This window comes from Streptomyces sp. NPDC090445 (assembly GCF_044769385.1).
Lineage (GTDB): Bacteria > Actinomycetota > Actinomycetes > Streptomycetales > Streptomycetaceae > Streptomyces.
On sequence record NZ_JBIVXV010000001.1, the window covers coordinates 642,155 to 659,286 of the forward strand.

The 17,132-nt window shown below is 74.0% G+C and carries 16 protein-coding genes; 10 read left to right on the plus strand and 6 right to left on the minus strand.

Features of this window, described 5'->3' with window-relative positions; translation table 11 throughout:
* Window positions 1–5: 5 nt before the first annotated feature.
* Window positions 6–1,556 (minus strand): M1 family metallopeptidase, encoded by a 1,551-nt coding sequence (locus ACIQUT_RS02890; RefSeq protein ID WP_403558506.1) that lies wholly within the window; start codon window positions 1,554–1,556, stop codon window positions 6–8.
* A 240-nt stretch (window positions 1,557–1,796) separates the two neighbouring features.
* Window positions 1,797–2,324 (minus strand): alpha/beta fold hydrolase, encoded by a 528-nt coding sequence (locus ACIQUT_RS02895; RefSeq protein ID WP_403558508.1) that lies wholly within the window; start codon window positions 2,322–2,324, stop codon window positions 1,797–1,799.
* On the opposite strand from ACIQUT_RS02895, the gene ACIQUT_RS02900 reads away from it, so the two are divergent.
* The 6 genes from ACIQUT_RS02900 to ACIQUT_RS02925 all read left to right on the plus strand — a co-directional run bounded on the left by ACIQUT_RS02900 (window position 2,310) and on the right by ACIQUT_RS02925 (window position 8,764).
* Window positions 2,310–2,564 carry a hypothetical protein gene (locus ACIQUT_RS02900; protein WP_403558509.1) on the plus strand — a complete coding sequence of 85 codons (255 nt, stop codon included), beginning with the start codon at window positions 2,310–2,312 and terminating at the stop codon, window positions 2,562–2,564. The genes ACIQUT_RS02895 and ACIQUT_RS02900 overlap by 15 nt on opposite strands.
* Before the next feature lie 20 nt (window positions 2,565–2,584).
* Window positions 2,585–3,451, plus strand: coding sequence for a hypothetical protein (locus ACIQUT_RS02905; protein ID WP_403558511.1), 867 nt, complete (start codon window positions 2,585–2,587; stop codon window positions 3,449–3,451).
* Window positions 3,452–3,534: 83 nt separating this feature from the next.
* Window positions 3,535–6,006, plus strand: a complete 2,472-nt coding sequence (locus ACIQUT_RS02910; RefSeq protein ID WP_403558513.1) for a Tex family protein — start codon at window positions 3,535–3,537, stop codon at window positions 6,004–6,006.
* A gap of 279 nt (window positions 6,007–6,285) precedes the next feature.
* Window positions 6,286–6,786 (plus strand): hypothetical protein, encoded by a 501-nt coding sequence (locus tag ACIQUT_RS02915; protein ID WP_403558515.1) that lies wholly within the window; start codon window positions 6,286–6,288, stop codon window positions 6,784–6,786.
* Window positions 6,776–7,957 carry an MAB_1171c family putative transporter gene (locus ACIQUT_RS02920; RefSeq protein WP_403558517.1) on the plus strand — a complete coding sequence of 394 codons (1,182 nt, stop codon included), beginning with the start codon at window positions 6,776–6,778 and terminating at the stop codon, window positions 7,955–7,957. Before ACIQUT_RS02915 ends, ACIQUT_RS02920 begins: the two co-directional genes overlap by 11 nt.
* A gap of 33 nt (window positions 7,958–7,990) precedes the next feature.
* A complete protein-coding gene (locus tag ACIQUT_RS02925) occupies window positions 7,991–8,764 on the plus strand; it encodes an SDR family NAD(P)-dependent oxidoreductase (RefSeq protein WP_403558518.1) in 774 nt (257 codons plus the stop codon).
* Window positions 8,765–8,859: 95 nt separating this feature from the next.
* Here ACIQUT_RS02925 and ACIQUT_RS02930 read toward each other — a convergent pair whose 3' ends face one another.
* Complete coding sequence (locus ACIQUT_RS02930) at window positions 8,860–10,497, minus strand: ABC-F family ATP-binding cassette domain-containing protein (RefSeq protein WP_403558520.1); 1,638 nt, start codon at window positions 10,495–10,497, stop codon at window positions 8,860–8,862.
* Window positions 10,498–10,610: 113 nt separating this feature from the next.
* On the opposite strand from ACIQUT_RS02930, the gene ACIQUT_RS02935 reads away from it, so the two are divergent.
* Both ACIQUT_RS02935 and ACIQUT_RS02940 read left to right on the plus strand, forming a co-directional pair.
* Window positions 10,611–11,570, plus strand: coding sequence for a GlxA family transcriptional regulator (locus tag ACIQUT_RS02935; RefSeq protein ID WP_403558522.1), 960 nt, complete (start codon window positions 10,611–10,613; stop codon window positions 11,568–11,570).
* A gap of 200 nt (window positions 11,571–11,770) precedes the next feature.
* Window positions 11,771–12,409 (plus strand): DJ-1/PfpI family protein, encoded by a 639-nt coding sequence (locus ACIQUT_RS02940; protein ID WP_403558524.1) that lies wholly within the window; start codon window positions 11,771–11,773, stop codon window positions 12,407–12,409.
* Here the strand turns inward: ACIQUT_RS02940 and ACIQUT_RS02945 are convergent.
* Window positions 12,393–13,157 carry an enoyl-CoA hydratase/isomerase family protein gene (locus ACIQUT_RS02945; protein ID WP_403558526.1) on the minus strand — a complete coding sequence of 255 codons (765 nt, stop codon included), beginning with the start codon at window positions 13,155–13,157 and terminating at the stop codon, window positions 12,393–12,395. The genes ACIQUT_RS02940 and ACIQUT_RS02945 overlap by 17 nt on opposite strands.
* A gap of 78 nt (window positions 13,158–13,235) precedes the next feature.
* On the opposite strand from ACIQUT_RS02945, the gene ACIQUT_RS02950 reads away from it, so the two are divergent.
* Window positions 13,236–13,958: an HdeD family acid-resistance protein gene (locus tag ACIQUT_RS02950; protein WP_403558527.1), complete on the plus strand. Its 723-nt coding sequence runs from the start codon at window positions 13,236–13,238 to the stop codon at window positions 13,956–13,958.
* 130 nt (window positions 13,959–14,088) lie between these two features.
* On the plus strand, window positions 14,089–14,610 hold the full coding sequence (locus ACIQUT_RS02955; RefSeq protein ID WP_403559305.1) for an ATP-binding protein: 522 nt from the start codon (window positions 14,089–14,091) through the stop codon (window positions 14,608–14,610).
* Between the two features lie 64 nt (window positions 14,611–14,674).
* Here the strand turns inward: ACIQUT_RS02955 and idi are convergent, their stop codons facing one another.
* On the minus strand, window positions 14,675–15,274 hold the full coding sequence (idi, locus tag ACIQUT_RS02960; RefSeq protein ID WP_403558529.1) for an isopentenyl-diphosphate Delta-isomerase: 600 nt from the start codon (window positions 15,272–15,274) through the stop codon (window positions 14,675–14,677).
* A gap of 153 nt (window positions 15,275–15,427) precedes the next feature.
* Window positions 15,428–16,747, minus strand: coding sequence for a GNAT family N-acetyltransferase (locus ACIQUT_RS02965; RefSeq protein ID WP_403558531.1), 1,320 nt, complete (start codon window positions 16,745–16,747; stop codon window positions 15,428–15,430).
* Window positions 16,748–17,132 lie beyond the last annotated feature (385 nt).

The window sequence follows — 17,132 nt, forward strand, 5'->3', positions numbered from 1 at the left end:
CGGGGTCAGCGGCCGCGGCCGTGGCTGCTGCCGTGGCCACGGCTGTGGTCGCGGTCGTGGACGGTGTCCGTCGCGGCGATCTTCTTCCACGACTTCGGCTCCACCGGCTCCGCGGCGGCCGGGGCCCGCAGCGAGCGGGAGTCCTTCGACGCGGCGGCCGGCGGGGCGAACGCCGGCTTGCCCGGGGTGTACAGCCAGGTCTCGAACAGCTGGGCGAGCGGCTTGCCCGACACCTTCTCGGCGTACCGGACGAAGTCGCCGACCTTGGCGTTGCCGTAGGCCCGCTCGGTCGGCCAGCCCTTGAGGACCGCGAAGAACTTCTCGTCGCCGATCTCGTTGCGCAGCGCCTGCACGGCGATCGCCCCGCGGTCGTAGACGGCCCCGTGGAACTGGTTCTCCGGGCCCGGGTCGCCCGGCTTGACCTGCCAGAACGGGTCGTCCGCGGCGCGCAGCCCGTACGCCCACTCGGCCAGCTCCTGCGCGGTGCCCTCGCCCTCCTTCTCCGACCACAGCCACTGGCTGTAGCGGGCGAAGCCCTCGTTGATCCAGATGTCCTTCCAGCCGTCGACGGAGACGCTGTCGCCGTACCACTGGTGGGCCAGCTCGTGCACCACGACCTGCAGGTTGGCGCCGTTCGCGAACTGGCGGGGGCTGTAGAACGGGCGGGTCTGGGTCTCCAGCGCGAAGCCGGTCGGCACGTTGGGCACGTAGCCGCCCAGCGCGTTGAAGGGGTACGGGCCGAAGACCCCCTCCAGCCATTCGGCGACCTCGGCGGTCCGCTCCACGCTGGCGCGCGCCGCGCCCGCGTTGTCACCGAGGTCCTTGCTGTAGGCGTTGAGGACGGGCAGGCCGCTCGCCGTCTTGTCGGTGGTGATGTCGAACTTGCCGACGGCGAGGGTGGCCAGGTACGTGGCCTGCGGCTTGTTCGAACGCCAGTTGTAGCGGGTCCAGCCGAGCCGGGAACTCTGTGACTGCAGGACGCCGTTGCTGATGGCCTGCGTGCCGTCGGGGACGTTCACCGAGATGTCGAAGGTGGCCTTGTCGAGCGGGTGGTCGTTGCTCGGGAACCACCAGGCGGCCGAGTCCGGCTCCTGCGCGGCGACCCCGCCGTCCGGGGTGCGCTGCCAGGCGGACCAGCCGTCGACCTTGAACTCCGAGGGCTTGCCCGCGTACTTGACGACGACGGTCGCCTGCCCGCCCTTCCGCAGGGCCCGGGCGGGGGTGACCTCCAGCTCGTGCGCACCGGAGGCGGCGAACGCGGCCTTGGCGCCGTTGACGCGGACCTCGCTGACCTTGAGTCCGAAGTCGAGGTTGAAACGGGACAGGTCCTGGGTGGCGGTGGCCAGGAGGGTGGCCGTGCCCTCCAGGAGGTCCGTCTTCGGCTCGTACTTCAGGCGCAGGTCGTAGTGGGACACGTCGTATCCGCCGTTGCCGCTGGCCGGGTAGTAGGGGTCGCCGATGCCCGGGGTGCCCGCGGCGGAACCCGCGGCCGATGCCGGGACCACCAGCAGCAGCGAGGCGGCGAGCACGCTCGGGGCGATGACTTTGCGGTGCACGAGGGCTCCAAGTGGTGAGGGGGGTGGCTTTGTTCGACCGTATTCACGCTGTGCCGCCCGCGTCGTGTCCATGACCCCTGCTGTCACACGATCGCCATTCGGCCGTCACACGCCGGATGGCAAAACCGCGTTCGAGCGGCGCCACGGAAGCGGCAGCTGCGCCGATGCCCCGCCCGCCCGGGACCGGACGGCCGCGCAAGACGGCCGGAAACGATCCCGGGCGGGGCCGCGTCACCCCCGTCAGTGCTCCACGGAGCGGAGGAATCCGGACAGCAGGGAGTGGAGCGTGTCCGGGCGTTCGAGGTGGACGTCGCGGCCGGTCCCGGGGACGCTGACGGCCGTCGTGCCGGGCCGCGGCGCGCGCATGTCGGCGACCTCCCGGGCCGGGAGGAGGATCCCGTTCTGCCCCAGGACCAGCAGGGTGGGGCAGCTGGCCTTCCGCCAGTCGTCGAGGTGGGACCGCTGCGCGATCCCGGCGAGCGAGCCGACCGTCACGTCCCGGTCGAAGCGGGGCCACCGGCCGCCGTCCCGCTCCTCCGGCCCGTCCGCCCGGCCGGCGCCCACCCGGTCGTTGCCGCCGCCGAGGAACCGGACCGCGGCCTCCCGCGGCGGGAAGGGGGCCGGCCGGGAGTCCGGCCGGCCGCCGATCCGCTCCTGCACGCCCGGGACGGGTCCGCCCGCGCCGGCCTCGACCGGGACCGGCCCGGAGGAGAGCCCGGGGTGCCGGGCTCCGCGCAGCCCGGCCTGCCGGACGTGCTCCGCCGGCACGCCGACGAGAGCCTCGCCGCCGCGATCCCGCTGCACAGCCGGCTGGACCTGTTCCGCACGGCGCTCGCCTCCGTCCACGACGGCGACACCCCGACGCCGACCGCGGTGGCCCGGCGCACGGCCGTCAGCCCCCGCACCCTGCAGCGCCGCCTCGACGAACACGCCACCACCTGGAGCGACGAGGCCGAACACCTGCGCCGGGAGCGGTCCTGCCGGGGGCCCGGCGGACCGGCATACTGAGCAGTCGGTAACCTGCTCCCATGACGCTTCCCGAGCACGCCGCACGTCGCGCCTGGCACGGCGCGATCAACCCGCTCCACGCGACCATCTACTTCTCGCCCGACCTGACCGCCGAGTTCGCCGCCCTCGGCGTCGACGACCACACCCGGGCCGCCCTGTCCTCCCGGGCCGCCGCGATGGGCGCCGTCGGCACCGGCACCGTCGCCGCCACCTTCTACAACTACCGCTACGACCACCTCGCCCGGCACCTGCCCGCCGTGTGGGACACGATCACCCCCGAGCAGGCCGTCGCAGCCCGCCTGCGCGCCGCCGACCGCACCCTGCGCCGCCTGCTCGGGGACGACACCGTCGCCTCCCCGGCCATGGCCGAGGCCGCGGACCTGGCCCTGCGCGCCACCGAGGCCTGCACCCGGCACGCCCGCCCCCTCTACGCCGCCCACGCCGACCTCCCCGTCCCCGAGGAACCGCACCTGCGGCTGTGGCACGCCACCACCCTGCTGCGCGAGCACCGCGGCGACGGACACGTCGCCGCGCTGCTCCTCGCCGGCCTGGACCCGCTCGAAGCCCTGGTCACCCACAGCGCGACCGGCCGCGGCATGAACGCCAAATGGATCAAGGCGGTCCGCGGCTGGGAGCAGGAGGACATCGACGACGCCGCCGCCCGGCTGCGCGCCCGCGGGCTCCTCGACACCGAGGGCGACCTCACCGCCGAGGGCACGGCCGTCCGCGAGCGCCTGGAGGACGAGACCGACCGCCTCGACGCCGCCCCGTACGAGCACCTGGGCGCCGAAGGCCTGGCCCGCCTCACCGAACTCGGCGGCGGTTTCGTCGCGAAGGCCGTCAGCGCCGGAGCCTTCCCCTCCAACGCCTTCGGCAAGGCCGCCTGACGCGGGGCTCCCGCCCGCCGCCACCGCCACCTGCCACAATGGGCAGCCGTCCAACGCACAACGAAGGCAGGCGGGACCCGATCGTGACGACGTCCATCGAAGGCAGGATCGCCGAAGAGCTCGGCGTACGGGAACGGCAGGTCAAGGCCGCCGTCGAGCTGCTCGACGGCGGCTCCACCGTGCCGTTCATCGCGCGCTACCGCAAGGAAGCGACCGAGATGCTCGACGACGCCCAGCTGCGCACCCTGGAGGAGCGGCTGCGCTATCTGCGGGAGCTGGAGGACCGGCGGGCGGCGATCCTGGACTCCGTCCGGGAGCAGGGCAAGCTCGACGCCGAGCTGGAGGCCCGGATCAACGCGGCCGACACCAAGGCCCGGCTGGAGGACATCTACCTCCCGTTCAAGCCGAAGCGGCGGACCAAGGCCCAGATCGCGCGCGAGGCGGGCCTGGAGCCGCTCGCCGACGGCCTGCTCGCCGACCCGTCGGTGGAACCGGCCGCCGCCGCGGCCGCGTTCGTCGACGCCGACAAGGGCGTCGCCGACCCGGCCGCCGCCCTGGAGGGCGCCCGCGCCATCCTCACCGAGCGGTTCGCCGAGGACGCCGACCTCATCGGCGAGCTGCGCGAGCGCATGTGGGGCCGCGGCCGGCTCGCCGCGAAGGTCCGCGAGGGCAAGGAGGAGGCGGGGGCGAAGTTCGCCGACTACTTCGACTTCGCCGAGCCGTTCACCGCGCTGCCCTCGCACCGCGTCCTGGCCATGCTGCGCGGCGAGAAGGAGGACGTCCTCGACCTCGTCCTGGAGCCGGAGGACCGCGACACCGCAGCGGTCCCCGGCCCGTCCTCGTACGAGGGCACGATCGCCCGCCGCTTCGGCGTGGGCGACCGCGGCCGCCCCGGCGACAAGTGGCTCGGCGACACGGTCCGCTGGGCCTGGCGCACGAAGATCCAGGTGCACCTCGGCATCGACCTGCGGATGCGGCTGCGCTCCGCCGCCGAGGACGAGGCCGTCCGCGTCTTCGCCGCCAACCTGCGCGACCTGCTCCTCGCGGCCCCCGCCGGCACCCGGGCCACCCTCGGCCTCGACCCGGGCTTCCGCACCGGCGTGAAGGTCGCCGTCGTGGACGCCACCGGCAAGGTCGTCGCCACCGACGTGATCCACCCGCACGTCCCCGCCAACCGCTGGGACGAGGCCCTGGCCAAGCTCGCCCGCCTCGCCGGGCAGTACGACGTCGACCTGATCGCCATCGGCAACGGCACCGCCTCCCGCGAGACGGACCGCCTGGCCGCCGACCTCATCTCCCGCCACCCCGAGCTGAAGCTGACCAAGGTGATGGTCTCCGAGGCGGGCGCCTCCGTGTACTCGGCCTCCGCCTTCGCCTCGCAGGAGCTCCCGGACATGGACGTGTCCCTGCGCGGCGCGGTGTCCATCGCCCGCCGCCTGCAGGACCCGCTCGCCGAGCTCGTCAAGATCGACCCCAAGTCCATCGGCGTCGGCCAGTACCAGCACGACCTGTCCGAGGTGAAGCTGTCCCGCTCCCTCGACGCGGTCGTCGAGGACTGCGTCAACGGCGTCGGCGTGGACGTCAACACGGCCTCCGCACCGCTGCTCGCCCGCGTGTCGGGCATCAGCGGCGGACTCGCCGAGAACATCGTGGCCCACCGCGACGCCAACGGCCCCTTCCGCAGCCGCAAGGCCCTCAAGGACGTGCCCCGGCTCGGCCCGAAGGCGTACGAGCAGTGCGCGGGCTTCCTGCGGATCCGCGGCGGCGACGACCCGCTGGACTTCTCCAGCGTGCACCCCGAGGCGTACCCGGTCGTCCGGGCCATGGCGAAGACCGCCGGCAGCGAGGTGGCCGCCCTGATCGGCAACACGTCGGTGCTGCGCTCGCTGAAGCCCGAGCAGTACGTCACCGAGGCCTTCGGCCTGCCGACCGTCACCGACATCCTCGGCGAGCTGGAGAAGCCGGGCCGCGACCCGCGCCCGGCGTTCCGCACGGCCGCCTTCAAGGAGGGCGTCGAGAAGATCGGCGACCTGGCCCCCGGCATGGTCCTGGAGGGCGTCGTCACCAACGTGGCCGCGTTCGGCGCCTTCATCGACATCGGCGTCCACCAGGACGGCCTGGCCCATGTCTCGGCCCTGTCGAAGAACTTCGTCAAGGACCCCCGCGACGTGGTCAAGCCGGGCGACATCGTCCGCGTGAAGGTCCTCGACGTGGACATCCCGCGCAAGCGGATCTCGCTCACCCTCCGGCTCGACGACGAGGCCGGCTCCGCCGCGGGCGCGCCCCGCCAGCGCGAGGACCGCCGACGCGAGGACCGGCAGGAGCGGCAGGACCGGCAGGACCGGCGCGGCGGCGGCCGTCCCCCGCAGCAGCGCAGCGGCCAGGACGGCCGGCGCGGCGGCGGCCGGTCCGGCGGCGGCGGCGAGGGTCGGCGGCAGGGCGGCCAGGGCGGCCAGGGCGGCGGCGCCCCGGCCCCCGCGAACAGTGCCATGGCCGACGCGCTGCGCCGGGCCGGGCTCGCGGGCCCCGGCTCCGACGACCGCCGCAGGCGGTAGCGGCCGCACGCGTCGCCGGAGCGTACGGGAGGCGGCGCGGAGACGGCGCGGAGACGGCGCGGAGGTGGCCGAAACGGAACCCCGCGGAGGGACCCGTCTTGCGAACTCCCGCACGTGATCTGTAGGGATGGTGGAACGCCCGTTCGTCGTCAGGCGGACGGGCGTTCCGTTTCCCTCAGGACCGCACTCCCCGAGGCCCCCTTGACGGCACAGGACGCCATGCCCATGCCTGCCCATGCCTACCGACGCTGCCCGCGAAAGGGTCCGAAGAGGGATCACATGTCCCACTCTCAACTCGGCCTCCGCAAACGGTGCGAGAAGATTCTCGGCCATTTGGATCTGCCGCACCCGTTCTCGCTGGAGGGGCTGTGCGGGCGGATAGCCGAGCAGCGGGGCCGCCCCATCCGCCTCCACCCGCTCCCCGAGGAGGCGGCGCAGTCCGGCGTCTGCGGGCTGTGGGTGGGCACCGCCCGCGTCGACTACGTCTTCTACGAGGAGAAGACCACCCCCCTGCACCGCGAGCACATCGTCCTCCACGAGCTCGGCCACATCCTCTTCGGCCACCACTCCCTGGAGGGCGAGGAGCACGACGGCCGGGCCCCGGTCGTCCTCGGCCGCGCCGACTACACCACCCGCCAGGAGCAGGAGGCGGAGATGCTCGCCAGCATGATCCGCATCCGCACCGCCGTCCCCTGCCCGCAGCCGGCCGCCGAACTCCGCGGCACCCTCGCCCGGCTGGAGTCCGCCATGGGATACGAGCGGCGCCGCCGTGGCCACTGAGCTCACCGCGCTCGGCGACTGGCTCGCCGTGCCCAGCGTGGCCTGCCTGTGGATCGCGGTCCTGCTGCGCGCCCCCGCCGCCCTGCGCTCCCCGCAGCAGCGCGGCCTGTGGCTCGCCGTAGCCACCGCCGCCGCCGCGATGACGCTGAACCTCCCCGACGTCGTCGCGTACGCCACGCGCGACCCCGGCTACGCCCACGCCGTCGGGCTCGTCCGCAACCTCACCGGCGTGCTGTCCGCCGGCGCCGTCCTCTACTTCGTGGCGTCCACCACCCGCGGCCGCATCCTCCAACACGCCGCCTGGGCGGGCACGGTGGCCTGGCTGAGCCTCCTCGTCGTCCTCGACACGGCCGCGCCCGGACACGGCGTGCACACCATCCCGCCGCGGGGCGGCCCCGTGCCCTCCCTCGCGTACTGGCTGATCCTCATCGCCGCGCACCTGCTCGCCAACACCACCTGTGTCGCGCTGTGCTGGCGCTACAGCTGCCGCACCGAGAGCAGGGGACTGGCGCTCGGGCTGCGCCTGTTCGGCCTGGGCACCGCCCTCGCCGGCGTCTTCTGGTTCTGCTACCTCCTCAAGGCCCTGTTCGGCACCGTCTGGGCGATGCCCGCCCTGCCGCTGATGATGAACCTGCACGGGCTGCTGCGCGCCGCCGCCATCCTCGTGCCGACCGTGTTCATCCTGCGCCGCACCGCCGCCGACACCGCCACCGCCTGGCGGCTGTGGCCGCTGTGGCACGACCTCGTGCACGCCGTTCCGCACGTCGTGCTCACCAGGCCGCGGGCGGGCCGGCTCCTGGAGCTGCTGTGGCCGCCCGTCCCGCGCAACATGCTCGTGTACCGCAAGGTCATCGAGACCCGCGACGCGATCCTCATCCTCGGCGAGTACGTCGCCCCCGGCATCCCGGAGCTCGCCCGCAGCCACGTCACGCTCCGCGGGGTCCCCGAGCCGCGGCGCACGGCGGCCGCGCTGGCCTGTGTCCTGAAGGAGGCGCGCGGCGCGAAACTCGCCGGAGAGCCCGGGAAGCCCTGGCAGGCCGCTTACTGGGTGCTCCCGGCCGTCATGCAGCACTCCGCCGGCAGCGAGGCCGGCCTGGAGGACGAGGCGCGCTTCCTCGTCGACGTGGCCGAGGCCTACGGCTCTCCCGCCACCGCCGAGTTCGCGCCCTGAACCACCCGTACGACAGCAGGAAGTGACGCCGTCTTGACCACCGTAGTGATCACCGGGGCCAGTGCCGGGCTCGGTGCCGCCTTCGCCCGCGGCTTCGCCGCCAAGGGCTGCGACCTCGTCCTCGTCGCCCGCGACGAGGACCGCCTGCACGCCGTCGCCCGCGAACTCGGCCGCGAGTTCGGCACGAAGTGCGAGGTGCTGCCCGCCGACCTGCTGGACGGCGCCGGCTGCGCGGCCGTCGCCGAACGGCTCGCCGACCCGGCCCGGCCCGTCGACATCCTGGTCAACAACGCCGGGTTCGGGCTGGCCGCCCCCTTCCCGTACAGCCCCGTCGAGGACGAGGAGCGGATGCTCGACCTGCTCGTGAAGGTCCCGCTGCGGCTCACCCACGCCGTGCTGCCCGGGCTCCGCGAGCGCCGCCGCGGAGCCGTGCTGAACGTGTCCTCGGTGGCCGGACTGCTGCCGACCGGCACGTACGGGGCCGCCAAGGCCTGGGTGACCGCGTTCAGCGAGTCCCTGCGGGTCGACATGGAGCCGTACGGGGTCCGGGTGCTGGCCGTGGTCCCCGGGTTCACCCGCACCGAGTTCCAGGCGCGCGCCGGCATGGACGTGAGCTCCCTGCGCGAGGCGGTCTGGCTGGAACCGGAGGCCGTGGTGGCCAAGGCCCTGCGGGACCTCGCCCTGCGGCGGCCGGTCAGCATCACCGGCCGCCGCTACCGGGCGTACGCGCTGGCCGCCCGGCACCTCCCGCGCGGCTTCGTGGCCCGCAGGATGGCCCGCACCCGCCGCCCGCCCGCGGCCCGGTAGCGCCCCGAAGGGGCGCGGGGAACCGCGCGATCACCCACAACGGGGCCGCAGACGATCGCCGGCCTGTCGCGGCGCCTCCCGCGGAGCGCTCAGGCTCAGAGCTCGACGACCTTGCCGTCCGCGACCTGGAGGCGGCGCGTGACGCGCACCGCGTCCAGCATCCGCCGGTCGTGCGTGACGAGCAGCAGCGTGCCCTCGTACGCCTCCAGCGCCGACTCCAGCTGCTCGATCGCCGGCAGGTCCAGGTGGTTCGTCGGCTCGTCCAGCACCAGCAGGTTCACCCCGCGGCCCTGGAGCAGCGCCAGGGCCGCCCGGGTCCGCTCGCCGGGGGACAGCGTCGACGCCGGGCGCAGCACGTGCGCCGCCTTCAGCCCGAACTTGGCCAGCAGGGTCCGCACCTCGGCCGGCTCGGTGTCCGGGACCGCCGCGCAGAACGCCTCCAGCAGCGACTCCTCGCCGAGGAACAGGCCGCGCGCCTGGTCCACCTCGCCGGTCAGCACGCCCGAGCCGAGCGAGGCCGCACCGGAATCCGGGGCCAGCCGGCCCAGCAGCACCGCCAGCAGCGTCGACTTGCCCGCACCGTTCGCACCGGTGATCGCCACCCGGTCCGCCCAGTCGAGCTGGAGGCTGGCCGGGCCGAAGGAGAAGTCCCCGCGCTGCACGGCCGCCTCGCGCAGGGTCGCGACCACCGACCCGGAGCGCGGGGCCGCCGCGATCTCCATGCGCAGCTCCCACTCCTTGCGCGGCTCCTCGACCACCTCCAGCCGCTCGATGGCGCGCTGCGTCTGCCGGGCCTTGGCGGCCTGCTTCTCGCTCGCCTCGCCGCGCAGCTTCCGGCCGATCTTGTCGTTGTCCGTGGCCTTGCGGCGGGCGTTGCGGACGCCCTTGTCCATCCAGTTGCGCTGCATCAGGGCCCGGCCCTCCAGCGCAGCGCGCTTGTCGGCGTACTCGTCGTACTCCTCGCGTGCGTGCGTGCGGGCCCGGGCCCGCTCCTCCAGGTAGGCGTCGTAGCCGCCGCCGTAGAGGTTGATCTGCTGCTGGGCCAGGTCGAGTTCGAGGACCTTGGTGACGGTCCGGGTCAGGAACTCGCGGTCGTGGCTGATGACGACCGTGCCGGCGCGCAGGCCCGTGACGAACCGTTCCAGCCGCTCCAGGCCCTCCAGGTCGAGGTCGTTGGTCGGCTCGTCGAGCAGGAACACGTCGTAGCGGGACAGCAGCAGCGAGGCCAGGCCCGCGCGGGCCGCCTGCCCGCCGGACAGGGCGGTCATCGGCAGGTCCAGGCTCACGGCGAGGCCGAGCTCGTCGGCGGTCTCCTGCGCCCGCTCGTCGAGGTCCGCGCCGCCGAGGTTCAGCCACCGGTCCAGCGCCGTCGCGTACGCGTCGTCCGCGCCGGGCGCCCCCTCCACCAGGCCCTGCGTCGCCGCGTCCAGCTCCGCCTGGGCGGCGGCGACACCGGTGCGCCGGGTCAGGAACTCGCGTACGGACTCCCCGGCGCGGCGCTCCGGCTCCTGCGGGAGGTGGCCCACGGCGGCGGTGGGCGGGGACAGCCGCAGCTCGCCGGACTCGGGGGCGTCCAGGCCGGCGAGCAGCCGCAACAGGGTCGACTTCCCCGCGCCGTTGACGCCGACGAGGCCGATGACGTCGCCGGGCGCGACGACGAGGTCGAGTCCGGCGAAGAGCGTGCGCTCACCGTGTGCGGCGCTGAGGTTCTTGGCGACGAGAGTTGCAGTCATGGTCCCCCGATCCTATCCGCGTCCGGCCGGCTGCCGGGGCGGCCGGAGGGGTGGCCGGATAGGTGGGATGTCCGTCATTGCGGCCATCGCCGCCGGTCTCACACCATGGGGTCATGACGTCGCACACCGTGCTCGTCCTCCTCTACGACGGGCTGCAGAGCCTGGACGTGAGCGGTCCGGTGGAGGTCTTCGCCGGCGTCGCCCACTTCCCCGGGGAGGTCGGCTACACGATCCGGACCGCCTCCGTCGGCGGGCTCCCGGTACGGACCGGCAGCGGGCTCACGCTGGTGCCGGACGGGGACCTGGCGAACGAGCGGCCGGGCCCGGGCACCACGCTGCTGGTGCCCGGCGGCCGGTACTCGGGGGACTTCGACGCACGGCTCACCGACTGGCTGCGCGCCCACGGGGGTGGAGCGCAGCGGCTGGTGTCCGTGTGCACGGGCGGGCTGCTCCTCGCGGAGGCCGGACTGCTGGACGGCCGGCGGGCCACCACGCACTGGTCCGTGTGCGACCAGATGGCACGCGACTATCCGCGGGTGGCGGTCGAGCCGGACCCGATCTACGTACGGGACGGGCAGGTCGCCACCTCGGCCGGGGTCACGGCCGGCATCGACCTGGCCCTGGCCCTGGTGGAGGAGGACCACGGGCGGGACATCGCCCTGCAGATCGCCCGCCAGCTGGTGGTCTTCCTGCGCCGGCCGGGCAACCAGGCACAGTTCAGCGCCCAGCTGGCCGCCCAGACGGCCCACCGGGAGCCGCTGCGCGAGGTCCAGCACTGGATCACCGAGCACCCGTCCGAGGACCTGAGCGTGCCGGCCCTCGCAGCCCGCGCCCGGCTCTCGCCCCGGCACTTCGCCCGGGCCTTCCAGGCGGAGACCGGGGTGACACCGGGGCGGTACGTGGAGCGGGTCCGCGTGGAGCACGCCCGGCGACTGCTGGAGGACGGCGGTAAGGGCGTCGCCCAGATCGCCCGGGCCTGCGGCTACGGCACCCCGGAGGCCCTCCGCCGCGCCTTCGTCAAAACCCTCGGCCAACCCCCCGCCGAATACCGCCGCCGCTTCGGCCACCCCTGACTCCACGCCCACCCCCGGCAACGCCCCCGCCAGGGGCGCGGGGAACTGCGCGCTCAGCCCAAGCAGACCCGCACCCGACCGGGCACCGGCACGACCCCCCACCCAGGGGCGCGGGGAACGGCGCACTCAACCCCGGCCGACACAGGCGGCACAACCCACCCCCACCACCCACAACCCCACCGCACACCTCCGGAGGAGACATGCAAATAGCCGTCCTGCTCTACAACGGCTTCACCGCCCTCGACGCCATCGGCCCGTACGAAACCCTCGTCCAGCTCCCCGACACCGAGACCGTGTTCGTCGCGGAGCGCCCCGGCCCCGTCCGCTGCGACAGCGGCCGCCTCTCCCTCGTCGCCGAGAAGGGCCTCGACGAGGTGACCCGCCCCGACATCGTCGTCGTACCGGGCGGGCCCCACCCGGAGACGCAGATGGACAACCCCGCGGTCGTCGACTGGCTCCGCTCGGTCGACGCGACCACCACCTGGACCACGTCCGTCTGCACCGGCTCGCTCCTCCTGGCGGCGGCCGGCCTGCTCGAAGGCCGCCGCGCCACGGGCCACTGGCTGTACCTGGACCGGCTGCCCGCCTTCGGCGCCCGGCCCACCGGCGAGCGCGTGGTCTTCGACGGCAAGTACGTGACCGCCGCCGGGGTGTCCTCCGGCATCGACATGGGGCTGACGCTGCTGGGCCGTATCGCGGGCGACGAGTTCGCCCAGACCGTGCAGCTGATGATCGAGTACGACCCTCAGCCGCCGTACGACGCCGGTTCCCCGGAGAAGGCCCCGGCCGGGCTGGTGGCGCGGCTGCGCGAGTTCAACCCGCTCACGCAGTCCAGCTGAACTTGGGCGTACGGCGCTCCAGGAACGCGGCGACCCCCTCGGCGGGGTCGCCGCTTCCGGCCTGCTGTCCGGCCCAGTGGCCGTCCCGGTCCGTCCGCCCGTCGGCGAACTCCTTCGCGGCGGCCTGCGTCAGCTGCGACCGGCTCGTCAGGACGCGGGCGAACTCCGCGATCCGCTCGTCCAGCCGGCCGGCGGGCAGGAGCTCGTTGAGGAAGCCCGCGCGCAGGGCGTGCTCCGCGTCGATCAGCTCGGCGGAGAAGAGCAGGTACTTGGCGGTGGACGGGCCGACGAGGCCGGCGAGCCGGCGCGTGGAGGAGGCGGGGTAGACGAGGCCCAGCCGTGCCGGGGTCACCCCGAAGGAGGCCCCTTCCTCCGCGAAGCGCAGGTCGCAGGCGGCGGCCAGCTGGCTGCCCCCGCCGACGCAGAATCCGCGGATGGCGGCGATCGTCGGCTTGGGGAACGCGGCCAGCGCCTCCTCGGCGGCGACGGACAGCGCCTGCAGGTCCTCGTTGCCGGTGAGGGAGGAGATGTCGGCGCCGGCGCAGAAGGTGGGCCCGGCCCCGGTCAGGACGAGGACCCGTACGTCCGGGGCGGCGGCGAGACCGGCCAGCAGCCCGGGCAGGGCCCGCCACATTCCGGCGGTCATGGCGTTGCGCTTGGCGGGGTGTGCGATGACGATCGTGGCGACCCCGTCGGCGACGGTGTGCAGCAGGGCCGCTTCGCTTGCTGCTTCCTGGGCTGCGTCCATGCGCCGGATGCTATCCCGGGCCGCCGATCCTATGATCAAGGGAGTCCGTACGGGGGGCTGCGGAAAGGTGCGACCCCCATGGGCGCAGACCGGACAGACCGATCAGGCGGACCGGCACACGCGGACGGCCCCGACCGGGCGGACAGCGCGGACCGTGCCGGGGCCGGGGAAGCCGGGCGGCTGCGCCGCCGCTTCGCCTGGCTGGCCGTGCTCGGCGCGGTGCTGGTGCTGGCCGGCCTGCTGGGCCTCGTGTACGCCAATGTGGCCGCCCTCACCTCGATGTTCCTGTTCGGCTGGCTGCTGCTGATCGGCGGGGCGGTGGGGCTGCTGCACGCCGTGGAGTCCCGCAAGACCGACTACTTCTGGCTCGCGGTCGTCGTCGCCGCGATCAACATCGCCGCCGGTTTCGTGATCCTGCGCCGCCCCGAGGCGAGCGCCGAGGCGCTGACGATGTTCGCCGCGCTGCTGTTCCTCACCGCCGGGGTGTTCCGGCTGGTCGGAGCGCTGGTGGTACGCGGCACGCAGTTCGGTCTGATGCTGGTGCAGGGCGCGTTCGGGATCCTGCTGGGGCTGCTGATCCTGGCGAACTGGCCGGGCAACAGCGTCTACGTGATCGGAACCTTCTTCTCCGTCGCCCTGTTGTTCGACGGGCTGAGTCTGCTGGCCCTGGGTCTGGGAGGCCGCCGCATTCTGGGGGTGGTCAGGCAGGACGAGGCGCCCGGAGCGGGGGACGCGGCGGGCGGGACGCGTGGTGCGGCCGGAAAGCGTCCCACGGAAGAGCAGGAAGAGTCGGACAGCTGACACCGCCACAAGCCTGCGGTCAAAAAGTGCCCGATAGGCGCTGACTTGTTGTCAGCGGTCCGGTCCGGACCAGTCGGGTCCCCACCCTGGACGCGTGGAGACGATCGAGTGCGAAGGACGGGGCCGGAAGATGGATCTCAGCGGGAGTGTCCCGCCGGCCGAGGTGGGTGAGCCGGAGCCCCCGGCCGGCCCACTCGCGTACGAAGGTGTGTGGCGGTTCACCGTACCCGCTGTTGAAGAATCCGTTCCGCAGGCCCGTCGGGCCGTCCGCGACCTGCTGGGCCGCCAGGGCGTACCCGCGGACCGGGACCTGGTGTACACCCTGCTGCTGATCGTCTCCGAGCTGGTGACGAACTCGGTCCGGCACGCGGCCCTGCTCTCGCCGGAGGTCGCGGTCGAGGTCGCGATCGGCCGGGCGTGGGTGCGGGTGGCCGTCGAGGACAACCACCCGTACCGGCCCAAGGCGCTGGAGGCCGATTTCGGCCAGACCGGCGGCCGGGGCCTGCTCCTGGTGCGCGAGATGACGCGGGAGGCCGGCGGGGTGTGCGATGTCGAGCACACCTCGACCGGCGGCAAGGTCATCTGGGCGGCCCTGCCGATCACTGCCCCGGCCGCCGGCCCGGACCGGCCCTTCCCGCGTCCGGCGCGCTGACGGGCGTACCGGCGTGCCGACGGGCCTGTGTACCGGTGGGCCTGTGTACCGGCGGGCGTGCGGCCTACCAGCCGGCCGCGTCGCCCGTCAGCTCGCGGATCGCGGGCCGGGCCGCGTCCAGGACGGTCATGAACCAGGCCGAGAACGGCACTGCCGCATGCCGCTTGGCCAGCTCCTCGGGCGTGACGAAGGCGGTGTCGGCCACCTCGTCCGGGTCCGGCTGCACTGCGGCCTGCGCGAGTCCCACGAACAGATGGTTGTACTCCTGCTCCACCAAGCCCGACGCGGGGTCCGGGTGGTTGTAGCGCACGGTCCCCGCCTCCGCGAGCAGCGAGGGCGACAGGCCCAGCTCCTCGTGGGTCCGCCGGGCCGCCGCCGCGAACGGCGACTCGCCGGGGTACGGGTGGCCGCAGCAGGTGTTCGACCAGACGCCGGGGGAGTGGTACTTCCCGAGCGCCCGCTGCTGGAGCAGCAGGCGGCCCTGCTCGTCGAAGAGGAACACGGAGAAGGCCCGGTGCAGCAGGCCGGGCGCCTGGTGGGCGGAGAGCTTCTCTGCCGTGCCGATGGTGTTGCCGGACTCGTCGACCAGTTCGAGCATGATCGGTTCTTGAGTGCCGGTGCCGTGGGACGCGCTGTTCGCGGCGGTGGCTGGTGTGGTCGGCATACCCATCCTTCGCTTCGGACTCTGGCCCTCAGTCTGCCGTACAAGGGAGTCTTGTCCCCACTTCGGCGATCCGCGCATGTCTGCCCCCCGACGCGTGATAAGCGCCGGGGGGCGGCGGCCCGCGTGCGACGCACACGCGGGCCACCTGCGGAATCAGACCCCGAAGGGGGCCGGATACGTGATCGTTCCTCGCGGTACGGGGACGGAATCGTCGAGCACCAGTGCCATCAGTGCCTCGTCCGGGACCTCGAAGGGCGCCCGGATCCCGAACCGGGAGGCCGGCACGAAGCCGAACCGCGGGTAATACGCCGGGTGCCCGAGGACGAGGACCAGCGCCTCCCCCTGCTCCTTCGCGGCCGCCAGCAGTGCCCGTACGACGGAGCTGCCCGCGCCCGAGCGCTGGACCGCCGGATCGGCGGCCACCGGGGCGAGCGCGAGCGCCGGTGCCCCGTCGACCTCGCAGCGGGTCAGCAGGGCGTGCGCGGCCACCGACCCGTCGGGGGCCTCGGCCACGAACGACAGGCCCGGCAGCCAGGCGGGGTCGGTGCGCAGCGCGTCCACGAGGTCCGCTTCGAGCGGTGTGCCGAACGCCGCGAGGTTCACGGCCCGCACGGCGGCCCGGTCGGCGGCGGTCTCCGGCCGGGCCGGCCAGGCACCGCCGTCCCCGGCTGTCACCGGGCGCAGGACGTAGCCGGTGTACCCGTACTCGTGGCCGTGCCGGGCCCGTACGGCGATCTCCTCGCGGGCGCCGGCCAGCGCGGCGGCCGTCGCCGGATCCGGGGCCGACCCGGCCGCGGCCCCGGCCTCGACCTCGTCGGCCCGAGCGCCGAGCGGGCCGTAGTACGCGTCCCAGTCGGAGTCGGGCAGGCGGTGGATGCTCAGCACCCGGTAGCCGGCCGCCTGGGCGGCGGCGATGTTGCGGGCGGTGGAGGGCAGGCCGCCGTGCGGGTCCCAGAAGGCGCGGGCTCCGGCCGACGGCTCGTCGACGGTCCACTCGCACTCGGTGAGCACGAGGGTGCCGCCCGGCGCGAGCAGCCGCTTCCACCGGGCGAGGGCGGTGTCGAAACCGATGAGGTACGCGGAGCCCTCCGCCCAGACGAGGTCGAAGGACCCGCCGGGGTGGGGGAGGGCGCCCATGTCGGCGCGGACGGGGTGGACGCGGCCGTCGAGCCCGCGGTCCGCGGCCGCGGACCGCAGCTCGTCGAGGAAGTCCCCGTGCAGGTCGACCGCGGTCACCTCGGCGCCGTGCGCGCCGGCCTCCGCGGCCAGCAGCAGGGCACTGCGGCCGGGACCGCAGCCGAGGTCGAGGGCGCGCGGCCGTTCGGGCAGCGGCCCGCACAGGGAGAGCAGGTGCCGGGTGGTTGCGTCGGAGCCGGGGGCCTGCCGGGGCAGCCCGCGGTGCAGGGCGAAGAACGCGGAGGTGAGATCGGAAGAGGAGACGGAACCGGAAGTGGAACCGGTGTGGTCGGTCACTGCGAACCCTTGGTGAGAGGGCACCGGCCGACGGGCCGGATCGTGGTGATCAGGCCCGGCCGGCAGCCCGGAGGAAGGTGGGGACGAACCGGAGTGCGCTGCGCTCGGCAGCGGCCGCTGCGACGGTCATCAACCCACCTCCTGTCACTCAGATCACTCGTGCCGCTCGTATCACACGCATTCTGCGTGAGCCGTCCCACTTTAACAGCCGGACGGTTTGTCGGACCTCGACGCGATCACGGATGATGATGATCCCACCGGCCCGGACCCCGGGTTATTCGGCTGGTCGGGGAGCAAACGGGTGGTGAACCCCGGCTTCCGTTCATCCGATAGCCTCTGCCGACGTGCCGAGGCCCCCGCGGGCGGCGCCCGCCGCCCGCCGCCG